The sequence below is a fragment of the Rhodohalobacter sp. genome, from assembly GCF_041686455.1.
In the GTDB taxonomy this organism is placed as follows: domain Bacteria; phylum Bacteroidota; class Rhodothermia; order Balneolales; family Balneolaceae; genus Rhodohalobacter.
Genome location: NZ_JAWLDW010000001.1, coordinates 1 through 18,751, shown reverse-complemented (window position 1 = coordinate 18,751; position 18,751 = coordinate 1). Strand labels below are relative to the sequence as shown.

General features: G+C 44.5%; 14 protein-coding genes and 1 pseudogene. 10 read left to right on the top strand and 5 right to left on the bottom strand.

All coding sequences use genetic code 11. The features are described from left to right. The 10 genes from ilvN to arsS all read left to right on the top strand — a co-directional run bounded on the left by ilvN (position 1) and on the right by arsS (position 11,092). On the top strand, positions 1-525 hold the full coding sequence (ilvN, locus tag ACESM0_RS00075; RefSeq protein WP_372902409.1) for an acetolactate synthase small subunit: 525 nt from the start codon (positions 1-3) through the stop codon (positions 523-525). Positions 526-717: 192 nt separating this feature from the next. After that, positions 718-1,749: a ketol-acid reductoisomerase gene (gene ilvC / locus ACESM0_RS00070; RefSeq protein WP_372902407.1), complete on the top strand. Its 1,032-nt coding sequence runs from the start codon at positions 718-720 to the stop codon at positions 1,747-1,749. Between the two features lie 298 nt (positions 1,750-2,047). Then, complete coding sequence (gene cimA, locus ACESM0_RS00065; RefSeq protein ID WP_372902405.1) at positions 2,048-3,664, top strand: citramalate synthase; 1,617 nt, start codon at positions 2,048-2,050, stop codon at positions 3,662-3,664. 93 nt (positions 3,665-3,757) lie between these two features. Beyond that, entirely contained in the window at positions 3,758-4,951 is a 1,194-nt protein-coding gene (locus ACESM0_RS00060) for a 2-isopropylmalate synthase (RefSeq protein WP_372902403.1), read from the top strand. A 59-nt stretch (positions 4,952-5,010) separates the two neighbouring features. Next, positions 5,011-6,324 (top strand): 3-isopropylmalate dehydratase large subunit, encoded by a 1,314-nt coding sequence (locus ACESM0_RS00055; protein ID WP_372902401.1) that lies wholly within the window; start codon positions 5,011-5,013, stop codon positions 6,322-6,324. 221 nt (positions 6,325-6,545) lie between these two features. Beyond that, on the top strand, positions 6,546-7,118 hold the full coding sequence (locus ACESM0_RS00050; protein WP_372902399.1) for a 3-isopropylmalate dehydratase: 573 nt from the start codon (positions 6,546-6,548) through the stop codon (positions 7,116-7,118). A 184-nt stretch (positions 7,119-7,302) separates the two neighbouring features. Then, on the top strand, positions 7,303-8,418 hold the full coding sequence (gene leuB / locus ACESM0_RS00045; protein WP_372902397.1) for a 3-isopropylmalate dehydrogenase: 1,116 nt from the start codon (positions 7,303-7,305) through the stop codon (positions 8,416-8,418). Positions 8,419-8,883: 465 nt separating this feature from the next. Next, positions 8,884-9,333 carry a DinB family protein gene (locus ACESM0_RS00040; RefSeq protein ID WP_372902395.1) on the top strand — a complete coding sequence of 150 codons (450 nt, stop codon included), beginning with the start codon at positions 8,884-8,886 and terminating at the stop codon, positions 9,331-9,333. 148 nt (positions 9,334-9,481) lie between these two features. Then, the gene (locus ACESM0_RS00035) at positions 9,482-9,817 is read left to right on the top strand and encodes an arsenosugar biosynthesis-associated peroxidase-like protein (RefSeq protein ID WP_372902393.1); all 336 of its coding nucleotides are present in this window, start codon (positions 9,482-9,484) and stop codon (positions 9,815-9,817) included. Between the two features lie 228 nt (positions 9,818-10,045). After that, entirely contained in the window at positions 10,046-11,092 is a 1,047-nt protein-coding gene (gene arsS, locus ACESM0_RS00030; protein WP_372902391.1) for an arsenosugar biosynthesis radical SAM (seleno)protein ArsS, read from the top strand. Between the two features lie 44 nt (positions 11,093-11,136). On the opposite strand, the gene ACESM0_RS00025 is transcribed toward arsS, so the two are convergent. From ACESM0_RS00025 to ACESM0_RS00005, 5 genes and pseudogenes are all read right to left on the bottom strand, one after another. Further along, complete coding sequence (locus tag ACESM0_RS00025) at positions 11,137-12,465, bottom strand: TolC family protein (protein ID WP_372902389.1); 1,329 nt, start codon at positions 12,463-12,465, stop codon at positions 11,137-11,139. Further along, positions 12,455-15,604, bottom strand: coding sequence for an efflux RND transporter permease subunit (locus tag ACESM0_RS00020; protein ID WP_372902387.1), 3,150 nt, complete (start codon positions 15,602-15,604; stop codon positions 12,455-12,457). Before ACESM0_RS00020 ends, ACESM0_RS00025 begins: the two co-directional genes overlap by 11 nt. Beyond that, complete coding sequence (locus tag ACESM0_RS00015) at positions 15,605-16,726, bottom strand: efflux RND transporter periplasmic adaptor subunit (protein WP_372902385.1); 1,122 nt, start codon at positions 16,724-16,726, stop codon at positions 15,605-15,607. 155 nt (positions 16,727-16,881) lie between these two features. Continuing rightward, positions 16,882-17,907: a sensor histidine kinase gene (locus tag ACESM0_RS00010; RefSeq protein ID WP_372902383.1), complete on the bottom strand. Its 1,026-nt coding sequence runs from the start codon at positions 17,905-17,907 to the stop codon at positions 16,882-16,884. Between the two features lie 480 nt (positions 17,908-18,387). After that, positions 18,388-18,751 (bottom strand): annotated as a pseudogene (locus tag ACESM0_RS00005) (hypothetical protein); the annotation flags it as partial.

The following is an 18,751-nucleotide window of genomic DNA, read 5'->3' as shown; positions in this document are numbered from 1 at the left end:
ATGGCTGTAACCACGAATAGCATCAGCGCCAAGCATACACTCACCGTACTGGTAAAACATAACCTGAACACATTTTCCAGAATCATTGGAATATTCAGTGGAAAAGGGTTCGAGCTGGACAGCGTAACATTTGCCGCCGAAGCTGAACCCGGAATGGCAAGGATTACCATTACAACACACGGTGATGAACATACTGTGGAGCAGATCAACAAGCATCTGCATAATGTAGTTGATGTACATAAAGTCACAAATCTGACACATAAAAAGTGTATTGAACGCGAACTGGCCATCGTGAAAGTATCCACAGCGAAAGCCGGCCGTCCTGAGATTATGCTGATTGCACAGGCCTTCAAGGCCAAAGTAATCGACATAACCAACGACAAACTGGCCCTGGAAGTAACCGGCAATACTGACAAGGTAGATGCCATGATCGCAGTCATGAAACCGTATGGCATTACTGAGATGTCGAGAACCGGAAGCGTAGCTCTCAAACGAGAGTTCCAGGGAGCGGTGAATATTAATTGATTTAATGATGATGACATGAATCAGAAAGTCTCCCCTTCAGGGGAGTGTGGCGTAAGCCGCGAGGGGTGTTAACGGGGCCTTGATCTGAATCAGATCTTAATTCAGATCTCTTCGCCTTATCGAACATCCCCCTTCAAAGGAGGACTTTTAACTCAACCCATTTAAAGCATAACAAACACAACAAAAGATAAAATGAAAGCAACAACATATTATAACGGCGACGCCAATTTGAATCATCTCTCAGGAAAAACAGTAGCAGTGATCGGTTACGGAAGTCAGGGCCATGCTCATGCCCGGAACCTAAGCGACAGCGGAGTAAATGTCGTGGTTGGTCTAAGAAAGGAGAGCTCTTCCTGGAGCGCCGCTGAAAATGCCGGCCTTACCGTAATGGAAACAGCTGAAGCAGCCAAGGCAGGTGATATAGTTATGGTACTCATTCCCGATCAGCATCAAGGTGATGTATATCAATCCGACATTGCCCCTAACATGGAGGCGGGTCAGGCTTTGATGTTTGCACACGGTTTCAATGTCCATTTCGGACAAATTAAACCACTCGAAGATGTAGACGTATTTATGGTTGCTCCAAAAGGACCCGGCCACCTGGTTCGAAGAGTATATACTGAAGGTTCAGGAGTTCCCTGCCTGTTTGCCGTATACCAGGATGCTACCGGAACAGCAAAAGAAACTGCACTAGCTTATGCAAAAGCTATCGGCGGAACCCGCGCAGGGGTGTTGGAAACAACCTTTAAAGAGGAGACCGAAACTGATCTTTTTGGAGAACAAGCTGTACTCTGCGGTGGTGCGTCCGAACTGGTCAAAACCGGATTTGAGGTCCTGGTAGAAGCCGGATATCAGCCCGAAATTGCCTACTTCGAGTGCCTTCATGAATTGAAGCTAATCGTCGACCTGTTGTACGAGGGGGGTATTGAGCGAATGTATTACTCCGTAAGCGACACAGCCGAATATGGCGGACTATCACGCGGAACACGTGTCGTGGATAATGAGACCAAAAAACGGATGAAATCCATCCTGGAGGAAGTTCAAAAAGGTGAGTTTGCCGATGAGTGGATGAAAGAAAACAGTGATGGACTGCCAAATCTTAGAAAAATGAGGAGTACCCTTGGTGACCACAAAATTGAAAAAGTTGGTAAAGAACTCAGGTCCATGATGAACTGGATTCCCGGTAACAAAGAACAGACCCACGAACCGGAACCGGCGGAATGATAGGAATCGGTCAAAGTCTCACAATCCCCTCTTGAGAGGGGATAGATCCGTGAGCGTTTAGCGAACGGGTCAGGTGGTGTGTTGAATAGGGCAAAAACCCTGAAGATGAACACACCCCTCGCTCAGCGAACAGCGCTTTGCGCTTTCGTTTTCACATTCCCCTCTCGAGAGGGGACTTCTGAAACCCGAATTTGAATAAAAACACCAAACATAATTTATCCCCAATATCTCATTATAAAGTCCCCCTTCTTTACGCACTCGTAGAGAGGGGGCAGGGGGTGAGTCAAAAACATAACCTATGTCTAAAACCATTCAAATATTCGATACAACTCTTCGCGATGGAACCCAGGGCGAAAAAGTCTCTTTTTCAGCCGAGGATAAGTTCCGAATCGCTAAACGGTTGGATGAGTTTGGTGTACACTATATCGAGGGTGGCTGGCCCGGTTCAAACCCGAAAGACATGGCGTTCTTCAGCAAAACCAAAACGCATACTTTTAGAAATGCAAAAATTGTCGCTTTTGGGAGTACTTATCGGGCCGGTAACTCACCCGATGAGGACCCCAATCTGAACGCTTTGATCGAAGCAGAAACACCGACGGTATCAATTTTTGGAAAATCGTGGCTGCTTCACGTTTCGAAAGCTCTCCATATTAAACCGGAGGAGAATCTTGCCCTCATTTCAGGCTCTATAGAATATCTGAAACGGTTTGACAAAGAGGTGATTTATGATGCAGAGCACTTTTTTGACGGATATAAGGATAATCCAGAATATGCCATCTCCACATTGAAGGCTGCGGAAAAAGCAGGTGCCGATATTCTTGTTCTTTGTGATACAAACGGCGGTACCCTCACACACGAGATCTCTGAAATTGTGACGGAGGTGGCTCAAGAAGTAAATACCCCGCTCGGAATTCATACTCACAATGATTGTGAGCTGGCTGTAGCCAATTCATTGGCAGCTATTGAAGCAGGAGCTATACATGTACAGGGGACAGTTAACGGATATGGGGAGCGATGCGGAAATGCCAACCTCTGTTCAATAATTCCCACCCTTCAGCTGAAGATGGGTTACACTTGTGTTTCTTCAGATAAACTAAAGCATCTCATCACCCTCTCAAAATTTGTGAGTGAACTGGGCAATTTGAGCCCCGACCATAAACAGCCGTTTGTTGGGCGAAGCGCATTTGCACACAAAGGTGGTATACATGTAAGTGCAGTAATTAAAAATGAGCAGACATACGAACACATACACCCTGAACTTGTAGGCAATAAACGCAGGGTATTGGTCTCTGATCTTTCAGGTAAAAGTAATGTTTGCTACAAATCAGATGAGCTTGGCCTTGATGTGGATAAATACTCCAAAGAAAGCTCTGAAATCGTCCAACAACTCAAAGAGCTTGAAAACCAAGGGTATCAGTTTGAAGCGGCAGAAGCATCATTCGAACTGCTTGTCAAACAGATGACCAACAGCGCTCCGGACTTTTTCTCACTGGAAGGATTCCGAATTATCATGGAGCGTGATGCCAGCGGAAAATCCCGATCTGAAGCAACCATTCGAGTAAAAGTTAACGGCCAGATTGAACACAGTGCAGCAGAAGGAAACGGCCCCGTTCACGCTCTTGATGCCGCTCTTCGGAAAGCGCTGAGGGAATTCTATCCGGAAATCACCTCTATGAAACTTCAAGACTATAAAGTACGGGTGCTAAATGAGAAAGATGGCACAGGTGCACGCGTTCGGGTTCTCATCGACTCCTCAAAAGATGCAGCCACATGGGGCACCGTGGGAGTTTCAGAAAATATAATCGATGCAAGCTGGCAGGCTCTCACCGATGGAATTACCTATTACCTGATGAACCAAAACAGTAAACCGAAGAACCTTAATTCATTGAACGAAAGTGAAATTTTAATAGGCTAAACATCTCCCCTTGAGGGGAGTACGGTTTAAGCCGGGAGGGGTGTAATACCCTCATACATCCCCTTATCAAACCAACAATAAACAATCAGAATAATGGACAATCACATAAAAATCTTTGACACTACGCTTCGAGATGGCGAACAGTCGCCGGGATACAGTATGAACCAGAAAGAAAAACTCCGTCTGGCTCTGCAGCTCGAAAAACTGGGTGTTGATGTGATTGAAGCCGGTTTCCCGATTGCATCAGACGGTGATTTTGAAACAGTACGTAAAATTGGAAAAGTTATCAAAGAAAGCAGTGTTGCAGCTCTTTGCCGCACCCGCAATATCGACCTTGAACAAGCAGTTGCTTCACTTGAATTCGCTAATAAACCGCGTGTCCACACCTTTATTGCAACCAGCGATATACACATGAAGTACAAACTTCAAAAGTCGCGCGATGAAGTGCTCGAATCTGCCGTACAAGCGGTAGAATATGCAAAAAAACATGTGGACGATGTGGAATTCTCAGCTGAGGATGCCTCGCGAAGCAACCCTGATTTTTTGATTGATATTTTCACAGCCGTAATTGAAGCAGGCGCCACAACCATTAATGTCCCCGATACGGTTGGATATGCCATGCCCTGGGAATACGGTCAGCTGATTAAAACACTGAAAGAACGCATTCCAAATATTGAGGAAGCCACTATTAGCGTGCACTGTCACAACGATCTTGGTGTAGGAGTTGCAAACTCATTGATGGCCATACGGAATGGTGCTCGTCAGGTTGAATGTACCGTAAATGGAATTGGAGAACGGGCGGGAAATGCCTCTCTCGAAGAGCTGGTGATGGCGCTCGTAACCCGAAAAAACATCATGGATTATACCACATCGGTAAACACCCAAGAAATTTTCCCATCAAGCCAGCTCCTTGCCCAGATTACAGGTAAGGGGGTTCAGCCCAACAAAGCCATTGTCGGCGAAAATGCATTCGCTCACGAAGCGGGGATTCACCAGCACGGTGTTCTGAAAAATCCTCTTACTTATGAAATTATGACCCCGGAATCTGTCGGTCTCACATGCAATAAAATTGTAATTGGAAAGCATTCTGGGCGATTTGCTCTCTGCAAAAAACTTGAAGAACTCGGCTACCACCTCAACAAAGAAGATTTGAACAGGGTATATCTGAAAGTGACAAAAGTTGCCGACGAAAAGAAAGTGGTGGAAGAGCAAGATCTAATATCCATCATGTCTGTGATGAACGATCTGCCTGCTCAGCAACCACAATCAATGGCTTCCGGTGGATGACCAATTGATAACAAACATTTTTTAAATAAAACAACAAATCAAAAAAAACTACTGCAACCATGGGAATGACACTCACTGAAAAAATTCTTGCCAATCACAGCGGACGAGATCGGGTCGTACCCGGCGAAAGTGTTTGGGTAGATGTAGACGTATTAATGACGCACGACGTTTGTGGCCCTCCTGCTATCTCTATTTTCCACAGGGAGTTTGGGGATGATGCCAAAGTTTGGGACAAAGATAAGCTTGTCATCATACCCGACCACTATATCTTCACCAACGACAAATATGCTAACCGTAATGTAGATGTACTTCGGGCATTTTCTGCAGAACAGGACTTACCGCATTTTTATGATGTGGGTACCGACCGTTACAAGGGAGTTTGCCACGTAGCACTTCCCGAAGAGGGCTTTACCCGACCGGGCGAAGTATTGTTTGGAACCGATTCTCATACCTGCACGGCCGGAGCTTTTGGGCAGTTTGCAACCGGAATCGGAAATACGGATGCTGCTTTTATTATGGGTACCGGTAAACTTTGGGTGAAAGTACCCGAAACGATGCGCTTTGTTTTCGAAGGCACCTCTTTGCCTCCTTATCTGATGGCTAAAGATATCATCCTTAAAATTATCGGTGATATCGGAGTGGATGGGGCAACCTACAGAACCATGGAATTTGCGGGACAAGGAATTGAAGTTCTTACGATGGAAGACCGCATGACCCTGACCAATATGGCGATTGAGGCAGGTGGAAAGAATGGAGTAGTAGAACCGGATGCAGTAACCGAGGAGTACGTAAAAGCACGCACCGATAAACCGTTTGAAACCTTTCGCAGTGATCCTGACGCCAACTATTTCAGTGAACATTTTTACAACCTTGAAGAGCTGGTGCCTATGGTTGCAAAACCACACAGTCCCGATAATAAAGCCACCGCAGAAGAGCTTGAAGGTGTAAAATTGGATCGTGCATATATCGGTTCGTGTACCGGTGGCAAGCTCTCTGACTTTGTTGCAGCCGCTGAAATTATCCGAGGTCATCAATTGAAAATCGACACTTATATCGTACCGGCCACCACAGAAATCGCCCGTGGGTTGGAAACCGAAACCCTGCTCGGCACCCCACTGATCGAGATCTTTAAAGAGGCTGGCTGCAAGATCGGAAATGCTTCATGTGCTGCTTGTTTAGGCGGCCCGTCAGACACCTTTGGGCGTCTGAATAAAGAGGAGGTCTGCATTTCATCCACTAACCGGAACTACCCGGGACGGATGGGGTCAAAGGCTGCTCAGGTCTACCTTGCTTCTCCATACACCGTTGCAGCATCAGCAGTAACCGGGGTAATTACCGATCCCAGAGTTTTTATACAGGAGACGGTGATATGATGATGTTCAGGATTCAGGGCGAAGAATACATCCCCTCTTGAGAGGGGATAGATCCGTGAGCGTTCTGCGAACGGAGCAGGGGTGTGTCGAGTAGGATTCGGAGATCTGAAACGGTACACACCCCTCGCTTGACGAAACGCGCTTCGCACTTTCATCTTCACTTTTCTCCTCTCTAGAGGGGACTTTTTACACTACTATTTAATTCAACTAAACTCAACATCATGACAAAAAAACCAACATCCATTAAAGGAAAAGCTTTCGTACTTGGAAAAAACGTTGACACCGATCAGATCATCCCGGCCGCTCACCTGGTTTACAGCCTGAGCGATCCGGAAGAGCGGAAGCTGTATGGGAAATATGCCCTCTCGGGAGTGCCGGCACCTGAGTCGGGGTTGCCGAATGGAAACATTCCGCTGACCAAGGAAGGGGCAACCGAGAGCGAATTCAGTATTATTGTGGCCAGTGACAATTTCGGATGTGGCTCCTCTCGTGAACACGCACCCGCTTGCCTTGAAATAGCCGGGATCAAAGCTATTGTCTCCCCTTCCTATGCTCGGATTTTTTATCGTAATTCTGTCGACGGTGGGTTTTTAACGCCATATGAAAGTGTAGAAGATCTCAGCAAAGAGGTTCACACAGGCGATCAGCTTGAGATTAATCCGGAAATACCGGCCCTAATTAATCACACTCAGGGGAAAACTTACGAACTGAATTCCTTGGGAAGTGTTGCCGACATCGTTCACGCCGGCGGAATCTTTGCCTATGCAAGAAAGACAGGAATGGTACCACAATAGTTTGATGAAAAAGTCTCCCTTCGAGGGGAGTGCCCCGACAGCTGTCGGGGTGAAGGGTGTTCCCAAAGCATAAATTTGATCCATAACCATGTAAACTTCGTGTGCCTTAGTGACATCGTGGCAAGAATTACCCAACACCTTTTCCGATAGAAATCCAAGAATTCTTAAGATCAATCAGATACCCATGAAAGAAGCAACCATCATCACTCTCCCCGGTGACGGCATCGGGCCGGAAGTAACCGAAATAGCTGTAACCATATTAAAAGAAACCTGCCGTGCATATAATTTAGAGATCAACACCATCGAAAGAAACTTTGGAGGCATCGGGTACGACCGCGATGGCGAACCCGTGACTGAAGAGACACTTGATCTCTGTAAAAAACACAAATTCGTGCTTCTGGGAGCTGTTGGCGGCCCAAAATGGGATGACCTCTGCGCCAATAAGCGCCCGGAAGCTGCTTTATTAAAACTCCGAAAGGAATTGGGAGTCTACGCAAATCTCCGGCCAATACAAGTTTTCCCTGATCTTGCCGGTTCTTCCACCCTGAAAGAAGAGATCATTTCAGGAACAGATATCCTGATTATGCGTGAACTCACCGGCGGCATCTATTTTGGAGAACCCAGACTAACCTCAGAAGAAAACGGGGATCCATTTTCAGTTGATACGATGAAGTACAGTCGGTTGGAGGTTCAGCGAATCGCAAGAAAAGCATTCGATGCGGCACGTTTGCGTGATAAACGAGTCTTATCTGTAGATAAAGCCAACGTACTGGAGAGTTCCAGAATGTGGAGGAAATCAGTCATTGAAGTATCCGAAGAGTATCCGGATATAGAGCTGTCCCACATGTTGGTTGATAACTGCGCCATGCAGCTGGTCCGCGATCCAAAGCAGTTCGACGTGATCGTAACCGGAAATCTTTTCGGTGATATCCTCAGTGATGAAGCTGCGATGCTGACCGGATCAATCGGAATGCTTCCATCGGCCAGTCTCGGTGAAACCAATGGGCTCTACGAACCTGTACATGGATCAGCGCCTGACATTGCCGGAAAGGATACGGCCAACCCACTGGCTGCTGTAGCATCAGCTGCACTCTTATGCCGGTATTCATTTGGCATGGAAGATGCCGCAAAAAAAATTGAATCATCAATAGAAACAGTATTGAAAGAAGGATATAGAACGGCCGACCTTTTCAGGGATGAACCGGAAACAAAACGTATCGGCACAAAGATGATGGGCGAACAGCTTCTAAAGGTACTCCGCCAGGATATCAAATCGTCCGAAGTAACTATTGAAATATAAACTTTAAAGTCACTGCACTATTACAGAATCAGGATTAAGAATCGGCATCTTCATAAATTTTATAATGAAAATAGTGTTCAGGCCAACCTAAAAACCTGAGTTCGACACTGAGACAATGAACTCAAAAGTCCCCCTTAGCAAAGGGGGGATTGAGGGGGATGTTCATAAGATTTATGAAAAAACCCGATGGACACCACTCTACATTTCGTTTCACGTGTCGCTAACGCTCGAAGCCCCTTTTTTAAGGAGACTTCTTCATTGGTTTAAATAAGATTATTAATCGAACTGAGGTTAAAAAATAATTTTCCTCACTGTCGAAATCTTCAGCAGTAAATTACTCCACTCAAAGAGATTGGAAATTGCTTGTTAATTTTTGATAATTCCTTCTACCTTATTTTTAAATGACTCAAAGTTTCTCATCTTAGAAAAAGTTTTAAAGAACAAATTTCGAATACCGGTAAAACTATGGTTAATGATTTTATAAAAATCTTAAATAGGGATCTTAGTAGGCTAAGCACCGAGATTTCCGCTTTTGAGAAGGAAGAAAATCTTTGGAAAACTACCGGAAAGATCTCCAACAGCGCCGGTAATCTTGCCATTCACCTCATCGGAAATCTCAACTATTATATTGGTACAAAGATTGGTGACACAGGCTTTGAGCGCGACCGTCCTGCCGAGTTTAGCACCAAGTATGTACCCCGCGAACAAATACTTAACAAAATTGAAATGACCCGAGAAACTGTTTCATCTGTGTTGAACAATCTAGACGGCTCCCGGCTCAACGAAGAGTTTCCCGAAGCTCTGTTTGGTCATCCCATGACGTATAGTTTTTTTCTTGTACATCTCTCAGGCCATCTGATGTATCATTTAGGACAGATCAATTACCTAAGACGGACACTCGAAAAAGATTCCTGATCAAATAGAATTCCTGCATTTCTTTATAAAAGTAATTTTTCATCTACTTAGAACGTCTAATCGAATGATAGAGTGATTTTTTCTGTCTTGATGACAGGTTTCCATCTTCGATATTCTTACATATTTATTCAAAACTAAATTCTAAACTATGGACAAAACCTACTACAACCCCGAAGACCTCAAAAAGTTTGAAAAAGTAACCGATTTCCAGGAGAAGCTGGGGAAGAAATTTTTTGATTATTACGGCTCTGTTTTTGAAGAGGGAGCGTTAACCGCCCGCGAAAAATCACTCATTGCCCTGGCTGTTGCTCATACCATTCAGTGCCCATACTGTATTGATGCCTACACTGAAGACACTCTGGAAAAAGGGTGTTCTGAAGAGCAGATGATGGAAGCTGTTCACGTTGCGACGGCCATTCGTGGAGGAGCCTCACTTGTTCACAGCGTTCAAATGATGAACAAGGTGGACAAACTCAGTATGTAGTACTCAGATATGAGTCCTGAGAATTGAGATATGAGATATGAGATATGGGTTACTCCGAATTACTTAATCGCCTAATAATTCTCCCCTAAAAAGGGGAGAGACAGAGGGGTGTCAGATCTATTTAACGAAATATATTGAATTACACCCCTCACGGCTAACGCCGTACTCCCCTCAAGGGGAGATTTTTCACGTTTCACTTTTTCCTTTTCACTTATTTTCCAAAGAATTATGAAGTCCCTAATTGCACAAAGTCATTCACTATCTGATCCTTCCGTTCAGCTGGATGTAATTAACAATCACACCGAAAAAATTAAATCCCTCGATAAATTCGAAGAAAAACTGGAAGGCATTGGGCTCTTTCCGCTAAAGCCGACAGGAATTGAAATCTTTCAAATCAATGTGGGCTACATGTGTAATATGACCTGCAAGCACTGCCATGTAGATGCCGGCCCCGATCGACAGGAGATTATGACGAAGGAGACCCTTCAGTATTGTCTGGATGCATTAAAGGATTCTGACATCGAGACTGTAGACCTGACAGGTGGTGCACCCGAGATGAACCCGCATTTTCGCTGGTTTGTGGATAAAGTTTCAAAACTTGGAAAACACATTATCGTTCGGTCCAATCTTACCATTCTGGACACCCGGAAATTTGAGGATCTACCGCAGTTTATGGCCGACCGCGGAGTGGAGATCACCTGCTCCCTGCCATTTTACAGCAAGCGCAGAACCGATATACAGCGAGGCCAAGGTACCTACGACAAGTCAATGAAAGTTCTAAAATTGCTCAATAAAATTGGTTATGGGAAAGAGGATTCCGGGCTTTTACTGAACCTTGTTTATAATCCGGTGGGCGCATTTTTGCCGGGTGATCAGGAGAGTCTCAAACAGCAGTATAAAGAGCGCCTTTGGAAAGATCATGAGATTGTATTCAACGATCTGTTTACAATTACCAATCTGCCAATCAGCCGCTACCTCAATTTTCTGGTAGAGAGCGGGAATTTGGAGGAGTATATGGAAAAACTGATCAACGCGTTTAATCCTTCAGCAGCCATGGGCGTAATGTGCCGGAACACTATCTCCATTGGCTGGGACGGTTCGCTATATGATTGTGACTTCAACCAGATGCTGCAGATGAAAACCAATCACGGAGCACCGGATCATATCAAAGACTGGAACCTGGAAAAACTAAACAACCGGGAGATCCTTACCGATCAACACTGTTTTGGCTGCACAGCCGGGGCGGGAAGCAGTTGTGGTGGTGCTGTAACCTGATAGCTTATCAAGAATCATTAATGTATTCCATCAGATTCAGATTTTTATTCTTCCGGCAGCCGGTTTAAAATCTGGCCCGAAATCTGAAGCAGTTCAATTTCAGACAGTTTTGCCTCCACTCGCTGCGAAATGAGAGCCTGACGTGTTTCAAGAAGATTGAGCTGAGCTTCCCTGAAGTCCGTATTCGAAACCTGCCCCTGCTCAAAAGCCATCTGAGTTCTTTCAAAATTCAGTTCTGCCGTTTCAACATTTAATTGCTGCTTTTCCAATAGATAGAGATTGGAATTGTAGGTTTCATAAGCGTTTAAAAGTGCACTTTCAATCTCCTTCTCAGTAAGCCGTCGCTGCTCCTCACTATTTTTTACCCGGATTTTATCATTTTGAACCGAGATATTTCGCCTGAATCCGTCAAATATTGGGAAGCTAAAAGTAATACCGGCATTGAAACCATCCGTCTCCTGGAATGTAAATTGTCCCGCATCGCTCTCCAGCCTGTTGTAGTTATAGCTTGCATTGGTCGATATCTGAGGATAGCGACCGGACTGTGTCTCCCGAAGCTGAAGTTTTGCCTGCTCCAGCTCAATGGTGGCAGACCGTAAACTGGCATTATTGGAAACTGATTTGACGAGTAAATCATCCAGAGATAGTTGTTGGTCCAGATCAAATTCCTGCTGAACCATAACATCTCCGGAAGGATTGTCGCCCAACAAAACCTGTAAATTGCGTTTGGCCCGATTCAGGTTCACTTCGGTTTCAACCACCCGAACACTATCCTGATTCAAATTCACCTCCGCGTTCAGCACATCCACCCGGGACCCTCCGCCTGCATCAAAATTTTCCTTTGCACGGAGATATCGTTCATTGGAGATCTCAACGGCCTCCTGCGTTACATCCAGAAGCTGAGCCTGTGTACTTACTTCAAGATATCTTTGAATTACTTCAAGAAGTGTTGCCTCAATTTCAGATCTGCTTTGAACTTCACTCAAATCACGCCCCCTTTCAAGTGACTGAAGCCGGTATCTGTTGCCGAACCCATCAAATAGCACCCATTCCAGATCAAGACTCGCATTAAACTGCTTTGAGCGACTCCCATCGACATCCTGCCCTTGTTGATTTGCAAACTCCAACCGTGAATCTTCGATTGATTCCCTGTATGAGCTGTTCAGCGATAGATTTGGCAAATATCCTGCGTTCCCAAGAGTGGCACTATTCTCATCAATTTCTGTCAGATTTCTGGAGATAATAATTGAATGATTTACATCAAGAGCTTTATTGATAGCCTCACTCAACGACAATTCATCTGTGTTTTGTGCAACAGCCAGAAAAGGTATTAAAAATAGTATCACTAGCAGATAAACAGTTCTATTCTTCATTTTCACGCTCCCAATTTAAATCTTTAACAACAGGCTGAACCGACTCGATGGTAATCCACTCTCCTTCCCAGATCCAATGTAAGGCACGAATCAGGTTACTTGAGGTAATGAGCAAAATGGGAAGTAATATTAATAAAATAAATGTTGCTCCCAACAGTCCGTAGGCTACACTCACCGCCATGGGAATTAAAAACTGCGCCTGAAAGCTCTGGTCCAATATAAGTGGAGCCAGGCCCGCAGCCGTGGTTCCGGTCGTCAGAATAATCGGACGAAAACGGGACCGGCCGGCTTCAATCATCGCCTCATAAACATCCATCCCTTTTCGAAGGTTATCATTGTAGGCCGTTACGAGTACAAGACCGTCATTAACCAAAATTCCTATGAGGGCGATAATTCCTAGAAGAGAGAGTATACCAAGCGGAATTCCATGAATAAAGTGGCCCCACACCGCGCCAATAATCCCAAATGGAATAATGGCAATAATCACCAGCGCCTGGGAAATGGATTTAAATGTGAAGACAATAACCGTGAATATCAGAAGTAAAATAACAGGAAGCACTGTTTTTGCCGCATCAAATACTTCCCCGGTTTCCTGAGCTTCGCCCTGCAGCGCATAACTGATCGCTGGGTAGGATGATATGATTTCGGGCAGCACGCTGTTCTCGAGATTACTGAGTTCTTCAGGTGCAGATACGGTTGGATCCGACACATCCGCTTCCACCAGTACTTCTCTTACACCATCCCTGTGATAGATGGCCACCAATCCCTGCTGATAGCTCAAATTTGCAATTTCACTCAGTGGATGACGGCCTCCACTTGCATCCGTAATCTCCATGTTGAGAATGTCGGCCTCGCTTCTGCGCTCATTTACTTCGTACCGAACCCAAACACGAACCTCATTTTTTCCACGCTGCAGCCTCTGAACTTCATTTCCAAAAAATCCATCCCTAACCTGCCGGCTCACCTCTGCTGTTGTTAAACCAAGTGCATATGCCCGGTCTTTCAGCTCAATATGAATTTCAGGTTCTTCATCGTCGCGGTTATCCAGTACATCAGCCAAATTTGGGTTTTCTCTCATCTCCTCCATCAATCTGTCGGCAGCAAGATTCAGTTCGTCAAAATTCGACGAAAACAGGGAGATCGCCACCGGTTTTCCGAAAGGAGATCCGCCTCCATACGAAACACGTTCGGCTCGAGGAATATCCCCTACTTCTTCGCGTAAATCAGCAATGATTTCTGAAGTTCGAATGGGTCGCTCCTCCGAAGACATCAAATAATAGCTCATATTGAGCTCATTGGTTTCGTACCCGACTCTCATCTCGATATTCTGGATAACATCTTCGTCAATATTGAACTGGTCGCGATACTTTTCATTAAGCCTCTCCCCTGCAGCCACCATTCGTTCACCCTGCCGCTCCGTGTACTCTACATTAATTGCACGGGTGAGAAGTACCTCTACCGAAATACTGTTCTCTTCAATATCGGGGAAGAATGTGGTGCGAATGATCGATCCGTTGATTGCTGCGATACTGAATACCAAAACGGAGAGCGTGCAAAAAAATACAAATGCCTTATTCCGAAGCGAAAATTCATAAACCGGGATATAGTATCGGTCCCGAAAAGCCTTGATGGAGTTTGCAACTTTCTTCTGAATCTTGCCGTTTGAACGATTTTTCTTTAACGATTTGGAGTGGGCAAGGTGCGCCGGAAGGAAGATGAAAACTTCAACGAGTGAGACGATCAGAGTAGCGGAAACCACAAAAGCTACATCAGAGAAAAACTCTCCTAGTTGTCCGGGGATGAAAAAGAAGAAGGAGAATGCAAGAACAGTCGTAATAATTGCGGATGTTACAGCAGATGCCACTTCCAATGTCCCCTCCACAGCAGCTTTGATTGGTGGCAATCCCTCCTCATATTTCTGAAAGATGTTTTCACCGACAACAATTCCATCATCCACCAGAATACCTATCACAATAATCATCCCGAACAGGGAAATTACATTAATGGTAAGCCCATACCAGACTGCCAGGATGAACATTCCGCATAGAGAAATCGGTATACTTAAGGCCACCCAAAACGCGAGGCGTACCCTAAGAAACATTCCCAAAAGTAGAAGAACCAATGCAGCCCCCAAAAGACCGTTGGCTTGCAATAATCCAATCCGCTCTCTCAAATTTTGAGTGGCGTCATCCACCAAAACAAGTTCAACTTCGGACCGTCCTTCATTAAACTGTTCGATGTACTCCTTTATACTTTCCGAAGCTTGAAGGATATCTTCATTATTGGTTGTGTTCACAGAAATATTTATGGACCGCTCCCCATCCAGAAATACACGCTGTGCTCCCTCTTCAACATCATCCTCAACATTTGCAACATCACTCAAACGAATAATGGTGCCGTCTGCCTGTGTTAAAACAGGAATATCCTTAAATCCCTTTGCGTAGTAGTCTCTCTGCTCTACCCTGATCCGGTATTCAAGTTCACTTCCACGCAGTATCCCACCCGTAGACCTGATGTTTTCTGCTGCAACTGCATTGGCAATATCATCGATAGTGAGACCGTAATTTCTGAGTGCCGACTCCCTGACGCTGATCTCAACCTCAGGGTCGTTGTAACCAAATATGCTGACTCGCGATATATTCTCATATTTGCGAAGTTCATCTTCAACCTGATCTGCGAGTTCCTGGAGTGCCGTAACAGAAACATCGCCACGAAGTACCATACGTCCTCCGGGATTGAGCTGGTCCTCCTTAGAAACCGTCAGCTCCTCAAGTCCCGTAGGAAATGTACTGATACGGTCTACCTCATTCTTAATCTCCTGAAGGGCAACATTTGGATCTATACCTGTCTCAATTTCAACCGTAACCGTACTGCGGTCTTCTTCGGTACGTGATGTAATTTCTTTTACTCCGTCAACTGCTTTTACATTATCCTCGATCTTAAGAACAATGCTCTCTTCCATTTCAATGGGAGAAGCGCCTGGGTAAACGGCTTGCACATTGATAAAACGGGGTTGTTGCTCCGGAAAAAATGTTGAAGACAAATTGAAAGCAGCAAGCACCCCGAAAAATAGAATCACTAAAATCGAGAGGTTAACCAGAACGACATGCTTGACGAAAAAATTGATCACTCTTCGCATCTACTCTTCCTCCCGCTCCGTTACCTTCGCGTCTTCAAACACAGCATTTCTAAACTCATCAATAATTCTTGTTCCGGGTTCGAGACCTGAAACAATCATGCTGTCACCCGCACTGGCCATGAGCTGCACGGTTTGAAGTTTGGCCCGTTCGTTTTCGACCACAAAGAGCTCATTATCCCGAACCAAAATATCTTTATGTACCTTGAATGCATCCTCAAAACTTTGCCCCTGAATTTCGCCCTCAAGGTAATTACCCGGCTCAAGTTCCGAATTTGTAATCTCCATATAAACTTTCAGACTCTGAGTACCCGGATCGATCACCGCATTTTTCCGACTGATGACGGCGTTAAAACTCTCAGAGAATGTATCCTCTGACCGTACAGTCACCTCATCCCCTACAGAAATATATCGCGCTTCGGATGCCGGAATTGAAGCTTCAATTTCCAGATTTTCAGTGCCTGTAAATTGCCCCAGCTGCTGACCATTCTGCACCAAAGTACCTGGGTTGATAGAATGATTCGTTACAACTCCGTCATAAGGTGCACGAATAGTGTATTTCTGAAGCCTGACTTCCTGACTTCGTATCGAAGAAAATTGACTGAAAACATTTTGACGGTTTAGAAACATCCGAAACTGCCGGTCCGAAACTGCCGGTAACGGTTTCAGTGATTCGGTTGCGTCAAGTTCATCGAGATAAGCCTGCCATAAATCATATTGTTCGGAATAGTCGATGCTGATATCCGGTAAAATCTGTGAGATGAGAGCTGCAAATTCATACCGGGATGCTTCTAGATTCTGTCGTTCCTCAACATCATTGATTTGAATAATCACCTCTCCGCGATTGAAAGCTGTTCCGGTCTTAAAAACCCGGTCACTTTCCTCATAAATACCTGATACCTCGGCTGTAATGTCATATTGATCAAATGGAATAACACGACCTGTAAATTGAATAGTGGATTGAATTGTTTTTGGTACATATTCCAACATTAGAACCGGAGCTCCTTCCGTGTCTTGAGAAACACCTTCATCTTCATCAACGCCTGAAATGATATACCAGGAGAGAAACAATGTTGCTACAAAAATTATGATTCCAGAGAGCACCGATATTTTTCGGTTATCCATACATTCTACTTAAGATTACAGTTCATTTACGCCTATTTAACTCAGGAGAGGACTGTATAGTTCAGTTTCCGAACTGACTTTTAATTAACGCTTACTTCTATTCTTGTAGTGAAATGCTTTTTGCTTCATTAAGTAAAACACCTGATAATAAATGGTTAATCAGCAATGTTAAATGAAATCGTAAAAGTTGTTCCTTCTCCTGCATGTGACGAGTACAATAAATGACCGTCCAATTGTTCTTTAAGTGTCTGAACAATCTCCATCCCTATCGATCCCGAATCTAAAGAAAAGCCCTTCGGTAATCCGATTCCGTCATCTGAAACTTCAATGTTCAGATGATCTTTTTTGACATCACATGATATTTGTATCTGTCCTCTCTCTCTTCCTTCAAAAGCGTGTTTGTAAGCATTTACCAGCAATTCCGAAAGCAACAAACCCAGAGGCACAGCCTGCATAAGCGGAATGGTAAAGTCCTGGCATTGAATATCGACAGTAATAGTTTTACCCGGCAGAATTATTATCTCATCTACATTCTCAGCCATCTGGTGCAGGTACGAAATCAGAGATATATTAGCGTCCAGTTCGGCGTCCTTATAGAGCTGTTCATGAACCTGTGCTATGGACTGCAGGCGACAATAAGATGTTTTAAGACTTTCCACTACGGCTTCGTTAACCGAAGCTTCAATCTGTATGTAGAGAAGACCGGCAATAACGGCCAGGTTATTCTTCACCCGGTGGTGCACCTCCGCCAGCAGAATGGCCCTCTCTTTTACATGACTCTGCAGCTGTTTCTCTGTTTCCTTTTGGTCCGTGATATCCCGGATCACACTTACAACTCCTTCTTCCCAGCCTTGCTCTTTATTCAAGGAGCTTACCGTATGGTAGGTATCAATAGTACTCCCGTCTTTTCTTTTCATCTGAAATTCACCCTTATAAACTTCACCGCGGTTGAGAACTTCTTCACTCTCTTCTCCAAACTTCTCGTAATGTTCACGGCTTACGTGTAATATTGATGTTTTCTGACCAATCAACTCACTTTTGCTGTAGCCGAAAAGGTCCTCCGTTACTGAATTACAATTTCGAATGATTCGACCGGATGGATCAACAATAATTACAGCCTCCCCAATACTATTCAGAATAGCACTATTCATTTCGTCCTGAGACATTAAACTTTCCTTCATAATCTTACCCTATTCCGAATATTCTAATTGAAACGCGGAGACAGTGTTTCGTCACATTGAACATTATAATCCGCTTATGATCGATCTCCACTCATATCCCCTGTTGTGTGGCACTCTGTCAATTCCGATTGAATAAGTTATCAAAGTTGTACAGTCTGGTAACTCGTCATAAGCGATAAATAGACTTCTATACCGCTTGATTTGTTGAATGATCCCAATTTTTTAAAAGATTAATGGGTTAAATTGGGAAAAGGAGAGTGGACGCAGCAATAACTTGGCCTGCTGTCGAATTCAAAAAATTTCTTACTAAAAGTTCGAAGGAGAAATTACTGGCATTTCATTGAACTTCATGGCTTAAACAATTTTTTAGATCCGAAGCACCAAAAAGAAGATAGAAATAGAGTGATTTGGAGAAAACGAAAAGATTTCCCTCGATATTTTTCACACTCTATCGCTTAATACATTTGCTCAGCAACGAATTTAATCACGTACATAAAAAGGAATATTTGCTGTAGCTACCCGATTAATTTCTTCGTCTTTCAAATAGACAAAAATACGGTAAGGGCCCTCCTCTTCCGGGGCATTGAGTCGGACTGTGGTGCCTTCTCTCCGGCTCAATCGACCATGGACCTTCGGAGGTTTTTCTTCCCGGTCACCGCCATCCTTCAGATCGGTGCTTTCATGAAAGACGTCCCACTCAACCTCTATGTTACCTGACGATCGGTTTATTGGAAACACCTCTGCGTCAACCTGCTGACCCGGGTTCAGGTAGATACTGTCAAGAGCCGTTTTTCCGTCAAGCCGGTAATCATCAATTCCGGGAGAGCGTTTTTCCGGCCACTTT

What these genes read in the sequence shown, in the direction of transcription:
- ilvN (WP_372902409.1), top strand. Translation starts at nt 1, where the DNA reads ATGGCTGTAACCACGAATAGCATCAGCGCCAAGCATACACTCACCGTA.
- ilvC (WP_372902407.1), top strand. Translation starts at nt 718, where the DNA reads ATGAAAGCAACAACATATTATAACGGCGACGCCAATTTGAATCATCTC.
- cimA (WP_372902405.1), top strand. Translation starts at nt 2,048, where the DNA reads ATGTCTAAAACCATTCAAATATTCGATACAACTCTTCGCGATGGAACC.
- ACESM0_RS00060 (WP_372902403.1), top strand. Translation starts at nt 3,758, where the DNA reads ATGGACAATCACATAAAAATCTTTGACACTACGCTTCGAGATGGCGAA.
- ACESM0_RS00055 (WP_372902401.1), top strand. Translation starts at nt 5,011, where the DNA reads ATGGGAATGACACTCACTGAAAAAATTCTTGCCAATCACAGCGGACGA.
- ACESM0_RS00050 (WP_372902399.1), top strand. Translation starts at nt 6,546, where the DNA reads ATGACAAAAAAACCAACATCCATTAAAGGAAAAGCTTTCGTACTTGGA.
- leuB (WP_372902397.1), top strand. Translation starts at nt 7,303, where the DNA reads ATGAAAGAAGCAACCATCATCACTCTCCCCGGTGACGGCATCGGGCCG.
- ACESM0_RS00040 (WP_372902395.1), top strand. Translation starts at nt 8,884, where the DNA reads ATGGTTAATGATTTTATAAAAATCTTAAATAGGGATCTTAGTAGGCTA.
- ACESM0_RS00035 (WP_372902393.1), top strand. Translation starts at nt 9,482, where the DNA reads ATGGACAAAACCTACTACAACCCCGAAGACCTCAAAAAGTTTGAAAAA.
- arsS (WP_372902391.1), top strand. Translation starts at nt 10,046, where the DNA reads ATGAAGTCCCTAATTGCACAAAGTCATTCACTATCTGATCCTTCCGTT.
- ACESM0_RS00025 (WP_372902389.1), bottom strand. Translation starts at nt 12,465, where the DNA reads ATGAAGAATAGAACTGTTTATCTGCTAGTGATACTATTTTTAATACCT.
- ACESM0_RS00020 (WP_372902387.1), bottom strand. Translation starts at nt 15,604, where the DNA reads ATGCGAAGAGTGATCAATTTTTTCGTCAAGCATGTCGTTCTGGTTAAC.
- ACESM0_RS00015 (WP_372902385.1), bottom strand. Translation starts at nt 16,726, where the DNA reads ATGGATAACCGAAAAATATCGGTGCTCTCTGGAATCATAATTTTTGTA.
- ACESM0_RS00010 (WP_372902383.1), bottom strand. Translation starts at nt 17,907, where the DNA reads ATGAAGGAAAGTTTAATGTCTCAGGACGAAATGAATAGTGCTATTCTG.